The sequence below is a fragment of the Rhodococcus mengyinensis genome, from assembly GCF_048381435.1.
Lineage (GTDB): Bacteria > Actinomycetota > Actinomycetes > Mycobacteriales > Mycobacteriaceae > Rhodococcus_F > Rhodococcus_F opacus_D.
Window position 1 is genome coordinate 247,262 of the sequence record NZ_JBLWIT010000133.1, and the last position, 16,041, is coordinate 263,302.

The window sequence follows — 16,041 nt, forward strand, 5'->3', positions numbered from 1 at the left end:
CGACGACGGCCCTCAGCGATTTCACAGCGCGCGTGTGTCACCATCAGCGGTCGTCCCGTCCCTGGGCTCGGTCGTTGTGAGGAGGCATTGATGCGGGTGCGATTACCCGGGCGGGTCGTCCCGCTGACCGAGGCGCAGCACGCCATTTGGTTCGCACAGCAGCTCACACCCGAGATTCCCTACGTGATCGCCCAGTACGTGGACCTGCGTCGTCCGGTACGCCTGGACCTGCTGACGGACGCGTCCGCACGAGCCGTCCACGAACTGGGATCGTTCACCGTGCGGGAGGTGGACGGCCGGCCCCACCAGGTTTTCGGCACCGGAACGTCGGAGCCGGTGCCGGTGGTCGACCTGCGGGACGAACCCGATCCGGTCGACGCGGCCGAACGGTGGATGCGGAATGACTGCACCTCCCCCGTCGACATGTACGGCGAATCACTCGTCCTATCGACGATTCTGCAGGTGGGCGCCGCGCGCACCTACTGGTACTCGCGTGCCCACCACGTCGCGATGGACGGTTATGCGGCGATGATGTTGATGCGCCGCACCGCCGAACTGTACGTGGCGGGAATCGACGGCGACCGGCCTCCGGAGTTCCGGACGGTCGATCCTGGGCGGATCGCGGCGGACGACGCGGACTACCGGTCTTCGCCCCGCTTCGAACGCGACCGCGCCTACTGGCGGGCGCAGGTCCGCGACCTGCCCCCGACGGTCGGCCTCAGCGGACGACGTACCCCGAATCCCGGCGCCTCGGTGCTGGTGGCACGGGGCAGCGCGGACCGCAGCAGCGACCTCTTGCGTCCCACCGACGACGGGAACGCGCACAGCCCGACCGTGGTGGTGGTGGCGGCGTTCGCCGCGTATCTCGCCCGCATGACCGGCGCCGACGACGTGGTCCTGTCACTTCCGGTGTCCGCCAGGACATCTGCGCGGCTGCGCGGCGCCGGTGGTTCCGTGTCGAACGTCCTTCCCCTCCCCCTGCGCGGTGTCGGCACCGGCACGGTGCGGGAGGCGGTGCGGGCGGCCCGAACGGCCTTGACGGGGGCGCTCCGCCATCAGCGGTACCGCCGCGAGGACATCGGCAAGGACACCGCCTCTGCCGGAACGGGTCTCACCCACTTCGGTCCGGTCCTCAACGTGATGCTGTTCAAGCAGGAGATCACTCTCGGTCCGGTCAGCGGACGCGTGCAGGTGCTGACGACCGGTCCCACGGCCGACCTGGCCGTCAACATCTATCCGGGACCACCCGGCTCGGTTCCGCGCATCGACGTCGAGGCGAATCCGGCGCTGTACGACGAGGACGAGGTCACCGGGCACCATCGACGATTCACCGTGTTCCTCGCGCGCTTCCATGCCGCCACCGGCACGGACCGCCTGGTCGCCGACCTCGACGTGTTCCACGACGCCGAACGGGCGGCGTTCACTCCGGCCTCCGGACTGCCGGATTCGGAACCTGTGACGCTGGATCGGATTCTCGCGGCGACCGTCGTTACCCGCCCCGACGCCGTCGCGGTCCGGGACCGAGGGCGGGTGGTGACCTACCGCGAACTCGACGAGGCCGCCGACCGGTGGGCGCGGGTGCTGACCGGGCACGGCGTCGAACCCGAGGACCTGGTGGCGGTGTCGATTCCGCGGTCGTACGAATCGGTGCTGGCGTTGTGGGCAGTAGTCAGAAGCGGCGCGGCGTACGTGCCCGTCGATCCGACCCACCCCACCGACCGGATCGCCTACACCCTCGGCGACTCCGGCGCGGCGCTGGGTCTCACCGTCCGCTCGGCGCGCGATAGCCTGCCCGGCACCATCCGCTGGCTGAGCCTCGACGACGGCGACGAGAATCCGCTGACCGCGGAACGCGGTCGCCCTGTGCGCATCGAGCACCCCGCCTACGTGATCTACACCTCCGGCTCCACCGGGGTCCCGAAAGGGGTCGTCGTCACGCACGACGGTCTCGCCAACCTCGTGCAGGAAATTCGGGACAAGTACGCGGTCACAGCACATTCGCGGGTCCTGCATTTCGCATCGCCCAGCTTCGACACCGCACTGGTCGAGGTGCTCGCGGCGTGCATCGGCGGCGCCACCCTGGTGATCGCACCGACCGACGTGTACGGCGGGGCGGAACTGCGAGAACTGCTGCGCGCCGAACGCATCACCCATCTGCTGTCGACGCCGTCCGCGCTGGCGACCGTGGCACCCGACGGGCTCGGCTCCCTGGAGCTGGTCCTCGTCGGAGGCGAGGTGTGCCCGCAGGACCTCGCTGATCGGTGGGCGGTCGGCCGGACGATGCGGAATGCCTACGGGCCCACCGAAACCACGTGCAGCGTCACCCTCACCGACCCCCTCGACCCGGGCATCCGGGTGACGATCGGGTCCCTGATGCGGGGCGTGCGGGCGACGGTCTGCGATCCGCTGCTGCGCCCCCTCCCGCCGGGGGCCGTCGGCGAGCTGTACCTCGGGACGCCGGCACTCGCCCGCGGATACCACCGGCAACCGGCACTGACCGCCACACGATTCGTCGCGGACCCGGCCGGCAAGCCGGGATCCCGCATGTTCCGCACCGGTGACCGGGTCCGGTGGACGAACGCGACCACCCTCGAATTCGTCGAACGCGCCGACGATCAGGTGAAGGTCCGCGGATTCCGCATCGAGCTCGGCGAAATCGACGCCGCGCTCCGCAGGAACCCGGACATCGACTTCGCCATCACGGTCGTGTACCGCAACCCGGCCGGAGACCCGGTCCTGGTCTCCTACATCGTGGTGCGGCGCGAGTCGCAGACCACGCCCGAGTCGGCGAGACGCGACCTCGCACGGTTCCTGCCGGACTACATGGTTCCCGCATCGATCACCGTGCTGGACGCGGTTCCCCTGACACCGACGAAGAAGCTGGACCGCGGCGCACTCCCCGCCCCCGCCTTCCGCACGACCACCACCCCTCGACGCGAACCGGACACGGTGACCGAGCGCACGGTCGCCGACGTGTTCGGCCGACTGCTCGGTGTCCCCGCCGTCGCGGCGGGCGATTCGTTCTTCGACCTCGGCGGAGACTCCCTGTCCGCCACGAGGGTGGTCGCGACATTGAACGCAGAACTCGACGCGACGCTCGGTGTGCGTGAGCTGTTCGAGACCCCGACCGTGTCGGCGCTCGCGCAGCGGATCGACGACAGGGACGCTTCCGGATCCGGCACGGTGCGCGCTCCGGGTATCGCCGCCACCGCCGTGCCCGACCGGGTGCCGCTGTCGCCGTCGCAGCAGTTCATCGTCCGCACGGCCACCACCCCGCCGCTGTACAACATTCCGTTCACGGTGCGGGTGGCGGGGGCGGTGGACGTCGACGCGCTGCGCTGCGCTGTGGCGGACGTCTTGGCGCGCCACGGTGCGTTACGCACCGTCTTCCCTGACTCGGCGTCGGGGCCGTATCAGCGTCTGCTGTCCGTCGACGATGCCCTACCGGATCTGGCGCCGATCCCCGCCGGACCCGACGACGTCGGCAACCGGGTGGATCGGGTGCTGGGGGCGCCGTTCGACGTGCGGACCGAACCCCCCTTGCGCGCACGGCTCTTCGCATTGGACGCACGCGATCACCTCCTCGCGTGCGTCCTCCACCACATCGCCGCGGACGGATGGTCGCTGGCGCTAGTGGCACGCGATCTCGTCTCCGCGTATGCGAGCCGGACCGCGGGCGCGCCCCCGGGCTGGGAGCCGCCCCGGGTGACCTACCCGCAGTACAGCGTGTGGCGTCGCGACATGCTGGGCACCGAGGACGATCCGGGAAGTGTCGCGTCGCGGCAACTCGCGTTCTGGACCCAGGAACTGTCGGGACTCCCCGGCGAGGTGGGGCTGCCCCTCGACCGACAGCGGCCGCAGAACTGGACGTACGGCGCGGGACGCGTCACGTTCCGGATCGACGAGACCGCACATGTCACGCTCGCGTCGCTTGCGCACCGACATCACGCCACGGTGTTCACCGCGCTGCGATCTGCGGTCGCGATCCTGCTCGCCCGGTTGAGCGGAGACACCGACATCGCCGTCGGCACCCCGGTCGCCGGTCGGAACGTCCCGGAATTGGACGACGTCGTCGGGATGTTCGTCAACACCGTCGTCCTGCGGACCCGGATCGATCCCGGAGACACGCTCGCGGCGGTGATCCGAGATACCCATGACGTCGAACTGCGTGCCTTCGCGCACGCGGACCTGCAGTTCGAGCGACTCGTCGACCTGATCGACCCGCCCCGGTCGCCGTCGCTGCACCCGTTCTTCCAGGTCGCGATGTCGCTGAACAACTTCACCCCGGCGACCCTGGACGTCGCCGGCCTCCGTTTCGACATCACCCCGCGGCCCCTCGACGTGGCGAAATGCGATCTCCACTTTCATTTCACCGAGTGCCACGACTCCACCGGCAGGCCGGCCGGGATCGACGCCGAACTGGTGTACGCCACCGACCTCTTCGACGGGGCCACCGCGACGTCCTTCGTCGACGCTCTACTGGCCGTCGTCGGAGACGATCACGGTGGATGAGCAACACTGACACCATGGATCGGAATCTGCTCGACCCGAGGTCGTGGAATGTGCGCGCCCGGTCCGCGGCGGCGGCCGCCCTGGTGGTCACGATCTGCCTCGTCCTCGCGGGCGGAGCGTTGCTCGTGGTGCTGTATCGGACGCTGGAGCATTCGGCGCGCGACGCCGCGGACACCCGCGCACGGCAAATCGTCGAGGAACTCCGGACCGCGGCACCCGGGGGCCTCGACAGCTCCTTGTTCGCGACCGACGGCCAGATCGGCACCATCCAGGTCATCGACTCGGCCGGCATCGTCGTGGCGGCCTCACCCGGCGCCGACCGCCACCCTGTCACGTTCGAGCCAGTGCCGCCCGGCGATTCGCGGTACCTCGGCAACATCGACCTCGGCGGCGAACCCGACTACTGGATCGTCGAACAGGGCGCGCAGTCGCCGTCGGGTCCCGCGACCGTCGTGGTCGGGGCGGACCGCGAACCCATCGAGGGCATCCTCGGCACCGTGGCCCTTCTGATGGCGATCGGTGGCCCCGTCGTCGTCGCGATGGTGGCGGTGGCGAGCTATCGGCTCGTCGGCGCGGCCCTCCTGCCCGTCGAACGGATCCGGGCGCGGGTCGCCGCCATCTCCACGGACCGGCTCGACGAACGCGTCCCGGTCCCGGACACCCAGGACGAGATCGCCCGGCTCGCCGAAACGATGAACAGCATGCTCGGCCGGCTCGAGTCCGGTCACCGCGCACAGCAACGATTCGTCTCCGATGCATCGCACGAACTGCGCAGCCCGCTGGCCACCATCACCGCCGCCCTGGAGTTGGCGCACACCCGGCCCGAACTGGTCGACACGTCGCTGGTCGACGAGTCGTTGCTGCCCGAGGCGCGCCGCATGAACCATCTCCTCGCGGACCTGCTGCTCCTCGCCCGGGCCGACGAGAACGGGCTCACCCACACGTCGGTGGATGTGGATATCGACGACCTGATGTACGCCGAGAGTGCCCGAGTGCGGGACATGTCGCCGGAGTTGGTGGTGCGGGCGGCGATCGCGCCGGTCCGCGTGGTCGGCGACCCGCAGCAACTGGCGCGGGTGGTGCGCAATCTCGTCGACAACGCGCGGCGTCACGCCCGGCGTGAGATCCGCCTGAACTGCCGGACGTCGTCCGACGGCGCGGTCCTCGAGGTCGCCGACGACGGGCCGGGGATTGCTTTGCTGGACCGGCAGCGGATATTCGAACGGTTCGTCCGCCTCGACACCCCCCGCACCCGCAACTCGGGGGGTGCGGGACTGGGCCTGGCGATCGTCGCCGAGATCGTCGCGACACACGGTGGCACGATCGACGTCACCGACAGCGACACGGGCGGGGCGCGATTCGTGATCACCCTCCCCCTGGACGGTACCTGTCAGTCGTCACCGGACTTCAGCCGGTAGCCGACCCCGCGAACGGTATCGATGCTGTTTCTGCCGAACGGGGTATCCACCTTGCGTCGCAGATAACCGATGTACACCTCGACGATGTTGTCGTCGCCCTCGTAGTGGGTGTCCCACACCGACTGCAGAATCTCCTGCTTGGTGACCGCGGACCCGGCATTCCGCATCAAGAACTCCAGGACGCTGTATTCGCGGGGCGTCAGTGCCAGCGCGGTGCCGTCCCGGGTGACCCGATGCCGGGCGGGGTCCAGCTCCAGGCCATCAGCCGTCAGGACGGGGGGACGCCGCGGTGCGCCGCGGCGGATCAGCGCCCGCAGCCGGGCCACCAGCACCACGAACGAGAACGGTTTGATCAGATAGTCGTCGGCCCCGAGGTCGAACGCGTCCGCCAGGTCGTATTCGCCGTCCTTGGCCGACAACATCAGCACCGGAGTCCACACTTCACGACGCCGCAGGTCCCGCACGATGTCGTACCCGTGTTTCCGGGGCAGCATGATGTCGAGGACGACCACGTCGAAGTCGCCGCTGAGCGCCGCCTCGAAACCCGACAGGCCGTCGTGCTCGACCTCGACGACGAACCCCTCGGCCGTCAGTCCACGGCGCACCGTCTCAGCGAGACGCCGTTCGTCCTCGACCAGAAGAACTCGCACCGCCTCTCCTCCCTGTGCCCCGCGACTTTCAGTACAACAGACCGCCGCGGGGTGGGCCACGCGCTCTCAGCGTTCCCACAGCGGGCCGTGACGACACTGGCCGAATGCCCCACACCTCCGCCGCCACCGCCGGGCTTCGTGTGTCCACCGTCCGCTCGGCGCCGTTGCTCCGTCGAAACCGCTCCCGGTCGTCGGCCGAGTGGGAGGCTGAGGAGGGAACAGTTTCTCTGGTTCGACCCGGACGACAGGAGACCACTATGCGACTGACCACACTCGGCGACCTTCCCGCGCGCATCGCGACCGGGGGTTTCATCCTCCATACAGGGATGCAGAAATGGTCGGCGGACGAGCAGACCGCCCAGAGTATTCACGGGATGGCGGCGGGGGCGTTCCCGTTCCTGAACGGGATCCCGCCGGAACGATTCATCAAGTTGCTGTCGGTCGCCGAGATAGGCACTGGCGCAGCACTGCTCACACCGTTCGTGCCCTCCGCCGTGGCCGGGGCGGCGCTCACCGGGTTCTCCGGCGGCCTCGTGGCCATGTACGCGAGGACGCCCGCGCTGCGTAACCCCGGCAGCATCTGGCCGAACGAGAACGGCATCGCCGTCGCCAAGGACGTGTGGATGCTCGGCATCGGGTTGGGTTTCGTGCTCGGCGGGTTGTCCCGTTCCCGCTGCCGCTGACTGTCTGACGTCGATCGGACCGAGTTCGGAGACTCCGTCGGCTACTGCTCGGGCACGACGCAGAAGTCGCTGTCGGAGAACCCCGAGGGCCGCACACCGAGCGCCTGATTGAGCCGTCCCCGGTGGTTCTCCCAGGCGATGGCCGCGGCGAGTTCGGTCAGCTGCGCCTCGGAGAACTCGGCGAGCAGTGAGCGCCGCAGGTCCTCGCCGATGTGGGCGGGTGTGCGGGTGATGGCCTCGGCGAATTCCAGCACCAGCTTCTCGGTGTCGTCGAATTCGCTGCTCTCACGAAACTTCGGGAGGGCGCGCAACTGCGCGTCACTCACTCCGAGCGCGCGGCTGAACGCCGATCCGATGTCGAGGCAGTACTCGCAGTTGGTCAGTGCGGCCGCCTTGATCTCGCCGAGCGCCTTGAGGCGGGGGTCGAGCCTGGCGCTCGTCGCGAGCGCGAACTCGTAAACCCCGACGGCGGCGAGTAGCTGCGGTCGGCGCCGCAACCAGCGCAACAGGTCTGCCCGGTTGCGGCGGGCGGTGGGAAAGACACGACGTAACGAGTCCATCTGACCGAGGACGCTCATGCTGTCGGTCTACACCGATCGCCGGGGCGGGACAACCCTGAAGCCATTCGGCAATCGTGGTGTCTCGGCGACGGGAGTGTTCTACGTTCGGAACGGAGGCCCACCGCACCCCGAGGAGTCGGCATGAAGGCTGTCATCTGCAGCGAGGCTCGCCTGGAGGTGGATGACATCCCGCCTCCGATCCCCGTGAGGGGTCAGGTGCTGATCGATGTGTCCCGGTGCGGGATCTGCGGCTCGGACCTGCACGCCCGCGTGCACGCCGACGAGATGGCGGAACTGGCGGCCGAGACCGGCTACCGCGACTTCATGCGCTCCCACCAGCGAGTCGTGCTCGGGCACGAGTTCAGCGGCACCGTCGCCGGCTACGGGCCCGGCTGCCGGAAGAGGTGGCCGGTGGGTACCGCGGTGGTTGCGTTGCCCATCGTGCGCACCGGGTCGGACATCCACCTGACCGGGCTGTCGGCCTCGGCGCCGGGCGGCTACGCAGAACAGGTGGTGGTGCAGGAGTCGATGACCCTGCCGGTGCCCAACGGGCTGTCGACGGAGGCGGCCGCGCTGACCGAGCCGATGGCGGTGGCGTGGCACGCGGTGCGGAAGGGTGATGTCGGCAAGCGCCGGACCGCGATCGTCATCGGATGCGGCCCGATCGGTCTCGCCGTGATCAGCATGCTGAAGGCGTCCGGTGTCCGCACCGTGGTGGCCGCCGACTTCTCCGCGCGTCGGCGGGCGCTCGCCCGGCAATGCGGCGCCGACGTCGTCGTCGACCCTGCCACGGCGTCACCCTGGACGTCCTATCCGCGACGCAGGGAGACGACGTCCATCACGGAGGTACTCGCCCTCGGACTGGACACCATGGAGAAGCTGCGCCGCATCCCGAAGCTGCCGTGGTGGCATGCCTTCGCCCTCGCCGACGCGGTGGGCGCGACACCGTCCGGGCCGGTCGTCTTCGAGTGCGTCGGCATGCCCGGAGTCATCGACGGCATACTGGCCGGCGCTCCGCTGCGGTCACGTGTCGTCGTGGTCGGGGTCTGCATGGAGACCGACACCTTCCGGCCCGCTCTGGCGATCAACAAGGAGATCGACCTGCGCTTCGCCATCGCCTACGACCCCCGCGAATTCCGCGACACACTCCACATGCTCGCCGACGGAAAGGTCGACCCGACGCCGCTGATCACCGGCACCGTCGGGTTGGCCGGTGTCGAATCCGCGTTCACCGCGCTCGGCAGCCCCGAGGTGCACGCGAAGATCCTGATCGACCCCGAGAACACCACCGCCGCGCTGTGATCCGCCGACGCCCATGACATCCCACCCCCGGCTCCAGTGGGCCGTCCCGGCGCTTCTCCTCGCGCTGATCTACGCCGCGTCGCTCACCGTGTACGGGTTGAGCAGCCGCACCGGCGACGACGACGGACCGTTCGAGATCGGTAGCGACGAGGTCGTGGTCCTCGTGACGGCGAAGTCGCTGCAGCCGACGACCGACCGGGTGCAGGCCGAGGTGACGATAACCGTCGGTGAGGATTTCCTCCACGCCAACGGCGACACCCTGAACCGGGACATCACGCTGCTGCTCATCCCGAGCACCAGCCACGAGGAAATCGTCTTCCGGGCGGGCGCCTCGGCCACGACCTTCGACACCGAGTTCATCGCCACCGGCAACGCGGCCTACTGGCCGTTCGACCGGTTCGAGGTGAATCCGATGGTGGTGGAGGCGTACCAGGGCCTCGGCGCCGACCGTGAACTGGTGCCCACGGCCCTCCTGCTGGAAGGCCGGGTCGACGGGTGGAAGGCACGCGCCGAGGAGGTGGCGGTCGACACGGACCTGTCCCGGAACGGCACCGGCGCCGCGCTGATGTTCGCGCGCACGGGCGGGAACCTGATCTACGCCGGAATCCTGCTGCTGATGATGACGATCCTCGCGGGCCTCGCCGCCTTCGTCGCGCTGCAGACGTTCCGCCGCAAGCGCGCCGTCAACACGGACATGCTGGGCTGGATGGCCGCGATGCTGTTCGCCGTCGTGCCACTGCGCGGAATCCTGCCGGGAAGCCCGCCGATCGGGTCGTGGGTCGACATCGCCCTCACGGTGTGGGTGGTCTCCACACTCGTCGCGTCGCTGGCGCTGTTCGTGTTCTGCTGGTGGCGAGACAGCGAGGCGCCGGCACAGCACGAGGTGGTTGCCACGAGAGCACCGGGTTCGGAATAGTCGAGGACATGGTGCGCCGGACCGGAAGAGTGCTGCCGCCCTGGTATCTCGCCCACGTGAACAAGGTGATCGTGGGCCTGCATCGCTTGGGCGTTCCGATGCCGATGCCGGCGCTGACCGTCCCCGGCCGGAAGACGGGCGTGCTTCGGTCGACGCCCGTGTCACCGTACGAGGTGGACGGCCGGCGCTACGTCGTCGCGGGATACGCCGAATCGGACTGGGCGAAGAACGCGCGGGCCGCCGGGCGTGGTGAGCTGACCTGGGGGCGTCGCCGCGAGCGCGTCCGGCTGGTCGCCCTGCCGGTGTCGGAGCGGGCCCGGATCCTCCACGAGTTTCCGATCCGGGTGCCGCACGGGGTCACCATGTTCCTCAAGGCCGGGACGGTCGCGAACTCCTCCCCGGAGGCGTTCGCGGCCGCCGCGGACCGGTGCGAGGTGTTCCGCATCGAGCCGCTCGACTGACGGGGTCACCGAACCTCGAGCGTGCCCACCATGTTCGGGTGATACGTGCAGTGGAACGCGAAGGTGCCCGGCTGACCGGGGACGGTGAACGTCGCGGTCGCACCCGGTTCGACCTCCACGTCGAACAGGTCGCCGGTGTCCGCCGTCACGGTGTGTTCGGCGGTGTCGTCGTTGCGGACGGTGACCTCTTCTCCCGGCGCGAATGTGCCGGGCAGGGTGTATTTGAAATCGGAGATCAGGATCTCCTGCCCGCCCGCTTGACCCGCCCCCGCAGGCATCGACATGGACATCGACGGCATACCGGACATGGGATGGTCCCCGCCGTGCGCCGTTTCCGCCGAACCGGACGAGTCGTCACCGTCGCTTCCGCACGCGGCGAGCACGAAGACGGCCAGCAGAATCGACAGGAAAAGTGTCAGAACGCGTTTCATGGTGGTCGCCTCCGGATGACGGTGAGAACGGATGCCCGACGCCCCGCTCCTCGCGGGAGTAGTACCCGTTTTCGCGGCAGGCACCCCTCGGCGCGCCCGGCGACCCGTCAGCCGCCGTTCAGCGCCTCCTGCGATTCGAGGTTCGCCACCGGGGTGCGGAGCGAGGCGACGGCGTCCGCGTAGAGGGAGGACTTGATCTCACCGAGTGTGCGTCCGCGGGTCGCGACGAGCCCCTGCGCGTGTTCGACGGCCCTGGCGAGCACCTGCTGCTCGGGGGCGACCTCGTCGACGAACCCGAGTTCGCTCGCCGCGACGCCGCCGTACCGACGGCCGGTCACCAGGGCGGTGTGCACGGCCCGCGCGGGCAGGCGGGCCGCGAGCAACGCGATGCTGCCCGGCGCGTAACTCGCCCCGATGGTGATGCCCGGCAGGCAGAAGTAGCCGCGGTCCTCACGCATCACCCGGTGATCGTGGGCGGCGGCGAGGATGGCGCCGCCGCCGAAGGTGTGCCCGGTCAGCGCGGCCACGGTCGGCAGGGGGAAGGTGAGGATCCGCGCGAACAGGGCCTGCACCCGGTCGATGTAGGAGTTCAGCTTGTCGGTGTTGGCGACGACCCAGGCGGTGTCGAGACCGGTGGAGTAAAACTTTCCGAGTCCTGTCGTCACCAGGGCGGCGGGGCCGTCGTGCTGCTCGATCTGGTCGAGGAGGCCGTCGATGCTGTCGATCCAATCCGGGTGGAAGGCGTTCTCGCTGTCCGGTTCCCCCTCCTCGCCGAAGTACAGGACGAACACATCTCCCGAGCGCTCCACGTAAGGCATGCGGCGAGGCTACCCGGAGTCGGGCGGGTCGCGCCGCTCGAGCACACACCTCGGTGGGTGAAGTTTCAACTGTCGCGGGGCCGGGTATGTCGATCGTCTAGCAGCTGAGGCGGTGGACGATGAAGAGCGGAACAGGCGTTGCCGACACCCGCACCGTTCGGGACTACATCCACACGGTGGCCAGAACCGTTCACGCCGACTCCATCGACTGGTGGGACAGCGACGGCATCGAAGCCGTCCTCGTTCTGCCGCTCCGGTTGCACTATCTGCCCGGACGCAACGCGGTGCTCGCGTGGAACCGCACGTTCGGCTGGTCACTCGGCGTCGAAGGACTGGGTCGCCGCAGTGTCATCGTGATCGACGGCCTCGGCATCGGGCGGATGCCGTCGCCCGCCGTCTGCGCGGATCGTGCGGTGGAGTTGATCGACGACTACTGCCGCTCGGCACCCGCATCGGCGGGGGTGCCGACCACGAGACCCGGCACGACCGCCGCGGATCGGTGTCCCCGCATCGGCCGGGACACCGCCGGCAGTGGACGGCGGGACAGAGTCGTCAGACGGCCGTGACCACGGGCGCCGGGGGTCACGACGACAGTGTGGCCCAACCGCATTCCCCCGCGCAGGAGCAGCCGATCGTGGCCGCGGAGGAGGGCGCGGCGCGTATCAGCACGGCGACGCATCCGCTCGGGAAGCCCGGACCGCGGTTCGATCGCCGGTCCCCGTTCTTCATCGGGATGGCCGGGGCCGCCGGTGTCGCCGTCACGTACGCCCTGATCGAGGTCGTTCTCGCGGCCCGCGGGGTGCTGGTCCTCATCGCCGTCGCCGCATTCCTCGCGATCGGCCTCGAACCCGCGGTGTCCTGGTTGGTGCGGCACGGTTTTCCCCGATGGGCTGCGGTCGCAACGGTTTTCGTCCTGGCCTTCGCCGTGCTGGCCGGGTTCCTGGCCGCCGCGATCCCGCCCATGGTGACGCAGGGTGGCGCACTCGTGCACAACGCCCCGGACTACCTGGGACACCTCGAGCAGCGCTACCCGGTATTGGAGGAACTCAGCACCCGGTTCCACCTGCAGGACGAACTGCGCCGGGCACTCGATGCGAGCAACGCGCCGACGGTGGTCGGCGGGCTCGTGGGTGCGGGCAAGTTCGTGTTCAGCGCCATCAGCGGCACCGTGATCGTGGTCGTGCTCACCGCCTACTTCCTGGCCGACTTCGCACACATCCGGTCGTCGATCTACCGCCTGGCCCCGAACTCACGGCGACCCCGCACGATCCTGATCGGCGACGAAATCTTCGCGAAGGTCGGCGGATACGTGCTCGGGAATCTCCTGATCTCGTTGATCACCGCCGTCCTCACGTTCGTGTGGCTGGTCGCCTTCGACGTCCCCTACCCGTTGCTGCTGGCCGTCCTGGTCGCCGTGCTGGATCTGATTCCGGTGGTCGGCTCCACCCTCGCCGGAGTGGTGGTGGCACTGGTCGCCCTCACCGTCTCCCTGCCGGTGTCACTGGCCACCATCGTCTTCTTCATCGCCCTCCGCCTGTTCGAGGACTATCTTCTCGTTCCCCGCATCATCGGCCGCACCGTCAAGGTGCCCCCGATGGTCACCGTCGTCGCCGTCCTCATCGGTGGCGCACTGCTGGGGATCGTCGGGGCGCTGCTCGCGATCCCCGTCGCCGCCGCCGTTCTGCTCCTCGCCCGCGAGACGGTGTTTCCGCAGCTCGACCGCGGCTGAGCAGGCGGGGCACGAAAACGGCCTTGCGGAAGAAGTTTCCGTGTTCTGCTTACCCTGGAGACGTGGGATGCGCCGGGGCATGCTCGGGCCGTGTCCCGAGCATGAGAAAGAGGCGCTGGATGTCGGTGATGAGTCCCACCGAGGCGATGTTCGTGCTGTTCGAGACGCCGTCGCATCCCATGCACGTGGGTGCGCTCGAACTGTTCGAACCGCCGCGCGAGTCGGGGCCTGATCATGCCCGGGCCATGTTCGAGGCGCTGATTTCGCACGAGGGCGCGTCGGACACGTTCCGCCGGCGCGCCGTACGCCCGCTCCGCGGGGCCAGTTACCCCTGGTGGTCGTTCGACGAGCGTATCGATCTCGGCTACCACGTGCGGCACACGGCGGTCCCCGGCCGGGGCCGGATGGAGGACCTGCTGTCGCTGGTGTCCCAGATGCACGGCATGCCGCTCGATCCGCAGCACCCGATGTGGGAGATGCACGTCATCGAGGGGCTCGCCGACGGACGGACGGCCGTGTTCTCGAAGATTCACCTGTCGTTGATGGACGGACCGGCCGGGCTGCGACTTCTCCATCACGCGCTGTCGACCGACCCCGACGCCCGCGACTGCCCCGCACCGTGGACTCCCGGGGTCGCCGGTGTGCCGCGGCGCGAATCCGTATTGCCGGTGGCCGTGGTCCGGGCCGGGGTGCGGGCCGCCACCAGCATCGTCGGGGTGCTGCCCGCGCTCGCGAAGGTCGCCTACGACGGCGTCCGCGAGCAGCATCTGACCCTGCCTCTGCAGTCACCGCCCACGATGCTCAACGTTCCGGTCGGCCGGGCCCGAAAACTGGCGGCACGATCGTGGCCGATCCGGCGCCTGGTGTCGGTGGCCACCGCGGCCCGCACCACGATCAACGCGGTGGTGCTCGCGATGTGTTCGGGGGCTTTGCGCCGGTATCTCCTCGAGCAGTACGCGCTGCCGGACGCACCGTTGACGGCGATGCTGCCGGTGCCCCTCGACCTCGGCGGCACGATGATCGGACCGCGCGGCCGCGATCACGGCGTGGGCGCGATGGTCGTCGGCCTGGCCACCGACGAAGCTGATCCGGCGGCACGCCTCGCCCGCATCAGCGAGTCGGTCGAGCACACCAACCGGGTCTTCGGTGCGCTGAGCCACACCCAGTTCCAGCTGATGAGTGCGCTGGCGATCAGCCCGATCCTGCTCGAGCCGGTCCGCCGGTTCGTCGACGAGACTCCACCACCGTTCAACGTGATGATCTCGTACATGCCGGGCCCGTCGAGGCCGCGATACTGGAACGGGGCCCGCCTCGACGCGGTGTATCCGGCGCCGACGGTCCTCGGGGGTCAGGCGCTCAGCATCACCCTCACCAGCCGGTCCGGTCAGCTCGACGTCGGCGTGGTGGGCGATCGGAACGCCGTCCCGCACCTGCAGCGGATCATCACGCACCTGGAGACGTCGCTCAGCGATCTCGAGCACGCGGTCGCCGCGTCCGGCACCTGACCCTTCAACCGGGCGGCTGCCGCAGCGACGTGCGGTTCTCCTCCCAGCACCGTGCGACGTGGTCGCCGACGAGGTCGTCGAAGGCGAGGCAGGCCGCGGCCCCCAGGAGGATGTCGTCGGCCATGTCGGGCCGGGCCGCGACCAGTCCGCCGGCGAGGTCGCGGCAGACGATCTGTTCGTGCACGGAGTCGGCCTCCACGTGCTCGTCGAAGAACAGGGTGGCCGCCTTCCCGAATCCGAGGCGGCGCAGTCCGGCGGCGTATTTCTTGCTCGGCAACGCGGACGTGGTCTCCACCGCGCACAGGTGTCCCACCAGGGCCCCGAGTCGGCTGCGGTGCAGGCCGAACAGGGACAGCGCGTTCAGCGACGCCAGCGTCACGGCGGGGACCGCGTCGATGTAGTGCGCGTAGTCGTCGGACAACCCGAGTTCACGCATGGTGGTGGCGAACAGCGCCGAATGCATCCGCTCGGGTCTGCCGCCGCCGTATTCGTCGGACTGTACCTCCACCAGCGCCGCCTTCGGCGCGCCCGCGAGTCGTGGAATGCCGAGTGTGTGCACGTCGGCCTCACGCAACTGGTTCAGGGAACGGTGGATCAGCAGTTCCCGGAACTGGGTGAGATTCGCCTCGTGGGCCATGTGACCGGACAGCCCGGGCGCCGTGCTGGGGGCGGTCATCGCCCACAGTGCCGCCACCACGTCGTCGGCGCCGGTCGGCGGGTCGGCGACGTCACGGATCGCGGCGTCGAACGGAACCTCGAGCGCCGACCGGGCGGCGATCAGGTCGCTGTTCCACTCCCATTCGTCGCCGACACCGGTGATCCCCTGCAGGTGCAGTTCGTAGAGCGCGGTCAGGCAGATCTGCGCGTCCTCGTCGACGAGGAACGCCCGCGGGCTGTCGCGCGCGGACGAGGCGAGGGAGCGTGCCGCCGCCACGAACGGCTCGGCATCGGCGACGTCTGCGCGCAGAATGGAGAACAGGAGGTCGCTGACGGGCCCGCGCGGCTTCGGAAAGGGCATGGACGTTCCCGATTGCGCGACCGTGTCCGACATCGACG

At 69.4% G+C, this 16,041-nt stretch carries 14 protein-coding genes; 9 read left to right on the forward strand and 5 right to left on the reverse strand.

Annotated elements, in window-relative coordinates; genetic code table 11:
* Window positions 1-90 precede the first annotated feature (90 nt).
* Both ACNJ7E_RS32275 and ACNJ7E_RS32280 read left to right on the forward strand, forming a co-directional pair.
* Window positions 91-4,512, forward strand: coding sequence for an amino acid adenylation domain-containing protein (locus ACNJ7E_RS32275; RefSeq protein ID WP_418341820.1), 4,422 nt, complete (start codon window positions 91-93; stop codon window positions 4,510-4,512).
* Between the two features lie 14 nt (window positions 4,513-4,526).
* A complete protein-coding gene (locus tag ACNJ7E_RS32280) occupies window positions 4,527-5,930 on the forward strand; it encodes a sensor histidine kinase (RefSeq protein ID WP_418341837.1) in 1,404 nt (467 codons plus the stop codon).
* On the opposite strand, the gene ACNJ7E_RS32285 is transcribed toward ACNJ7E_RS32280, so the two are convergent.
* Window positions 5,903-6,580: a response regulator transcription factor gene (locus ACNJ7E_RS32285; protein WP_418341821.1), complete on the reverse strand. Its 678-nt coding sequence runs from the start codon at window positions 6,578-6,580 to the stop codon at window positions 5,903-5,905. The genes ACNJ7E_RS32280 and ACNJ7E_RS32285 overlap by 28 nt on opposite strands.
* Before the next feature lie 257 nt (window positions 6,581-6,837).
* Here ACNJ7E_RS32285 and ACNJ7E_RS32290 point away from each other — a divergent pair, with 257 nt between their 5' ends.
* Complete coding sequence (locus ACNJ7E_RS32290) at window positions 6,838-7,263, forward strand: hypothetical protein (protein ID WP_418341822.1); 426 nt, start codon at window positions 6,838-6,840, stop codon at window positions 7,261-7,263.
* Between the two features lie 41 nt (window positions 7,264-7,304).
* Here ACNJ7E_RS32290 and ACNJ7E_RS32295 read toward each other — a convergent pair whose 3' ends face one another.
* Window positions 7,305-7,841, reverse strand: coding sequence for a carboxymuconolactone decarboxylase family protein (locus ACNJ7E_RS32295; protein ID WP_280783189.1), 537 nt, complete (start codon window positions 7,839-7,841; stop codon window positions 7,305-7,307).
* Between the two features lie 123 nt (window positions 7,842-7,964).
* Here ACNJ7E_RS32295 and ACNJ7E_RS32300 point away from each other — a divergent pair, with 123 nt between their 5' ends.
* The 3 genes from ACNJ7E_RS32300 to ACNJ7E_RS32310 are packed head-to-tail and all read left to right on the forward strand — an operon-like array spanning window position 7,965 to window position 10,502.
* On the forward strand, window positions 7,965-9,125 hold the full coding sequence (locus ACNJ7E_RS32300; RefSeq protein ID WP_418341823.1) for a zinc-binding dehydrogenase: 1,161 nt from the start codon (window positions 7,965-7,967) through the stop codon (window positions 9,123-9,125).
* A gap of 13 nt (window positions 9,126-9,138) precedes the next feature.
* Window positions 9,139-10,041 carry a DUF8686 domain-containing protein gene (locus tag ACNJ7E_RS32305; RefSeq protein ID WP_418341824.1) on the forward strand — a complete coding sequence of 301 codons (903 nt, stop codon included), beginning with the start codon at window positions 9,139-9,141 and terminating at the stop codon, window positions 10,039-10,041.
* 8 nt (window positions 10,042-10,049) lie between these two features.
* The gene (locus ACNJ7E_RS32310; protein WP_317567266.1) at window positions 10,050-10,502 is read left to right on the forward strand and encodes a nitroreductase/quinone reductase family protein; all 453 of its coding nucleotides are present in this window, start codon (window positions 10,050-10,052) and stop codon (window positions 10,500-10,502) included.
* A gap of 5 nt (window positions 10,503-10,507) precedes the next feature.
* Here the strand turns inward: ACNJ7E_RS32310 and ACNJ7E_RS32315 are convergent, their stop codons facing one another.
* Both ACNJ7E_RS32315 and ACNJ7E_RS32320 read right to left on the reverse strand, forming a co-directional pair.
* Entirely contained in the window at window positions 10,508-10,933 is a 426-nt protein-coding gene (locus ACNJ7E_RS32315; RefSeq protein ID WP_280783186.1) for a cupredoxin domain-containing protein, read from the reverse strand.
* Between the two features lie 107 nt (window positions 10,934-11,040).
* Window positions 11,041-11,751 (reverse strand): enoyl-CoA hydratase/isomerase family protein, encoded by a 711-nt coding sequence (locus ACNJ7E_RS32320; protein ID WP_418341825.1) that lies wholly within the window; start codon window positions 11,749-11,751, stop codon window positions 11,041-11,043.
* 119 nt (window positions 11,752-11,870) lie between these two features.
* Between ACNJ7E_RS32320 and ACNJ7E_RS32325 the strand changes: the two genes are divergently transcribed.
* From ACNJ7E_RS32325 to ACNJ7E_RS32335, 3 genes are all read left to right on the forward strand, one after another.
* Window positions 11,871-12,317, forward strand: coding sequence for a DUF6292 family protein (locus tag ACNJ7E_RS32325; RefSeq protein ID WP_418341826.1), 447 nt, complete (start codon window positions 11,871-11,873; stop codon window positions 12,315-12,317).
* The gene (locus tag ACNJ7E_RS32330; RefSeq protein WP_317567265.1) at window positions 12,314-13,480 is read left to right on the forward strand and encodes an AI-2E family transporter; all 1,167 of its coding nucleotides are present in this window, start codon (window positions 12,314-12,316) and stop codon (window positions 13,478-13,480) included. The genes ACNJ7E_RS32325 and ACNJ7E_RS32330 overlap by 4 nt, the downstream gene beginning before the upstream one ends.
* A gap of 119 nt (window positions 13,481-13,599) precedes the next feature.
* Window positions 13,600-14,985 carry a WS/DGAT/MGAT family O-acyltransferase gene (locus ACNJ7E_RS32335; RefSeq protein WP_280783182.1) on the forward strand — a complete coding sequence of 462 codons (1,386 nt, stop codon included), beginning with the start codon at window positions 13,600-13,602 and terminating at the stop codon, window positions 14,983-14,985.
* 4 nt (window positions 14,986-14,989) lie between these two features.
* Here ACNJ7E_RS32335 and ACNJ7E_RS32340 read toward each other — a convergent pair whose 3' ends face one another.
* Window positions 14,990-16,036 (reverse strand): iron-containing redox enzyme family protein, encoded by a 1,047-nt coding sequence (locus ACNJ7E_RS32340; RefSeq protein ID WP_418341838.1) that lies wholly within the window; start codon window positions 16,034-16,036, stop codon window positions 14,990-14,992.
* Between the last annotated feature and the right edge of the window lie 5 nt (window positions 16,037-16,041).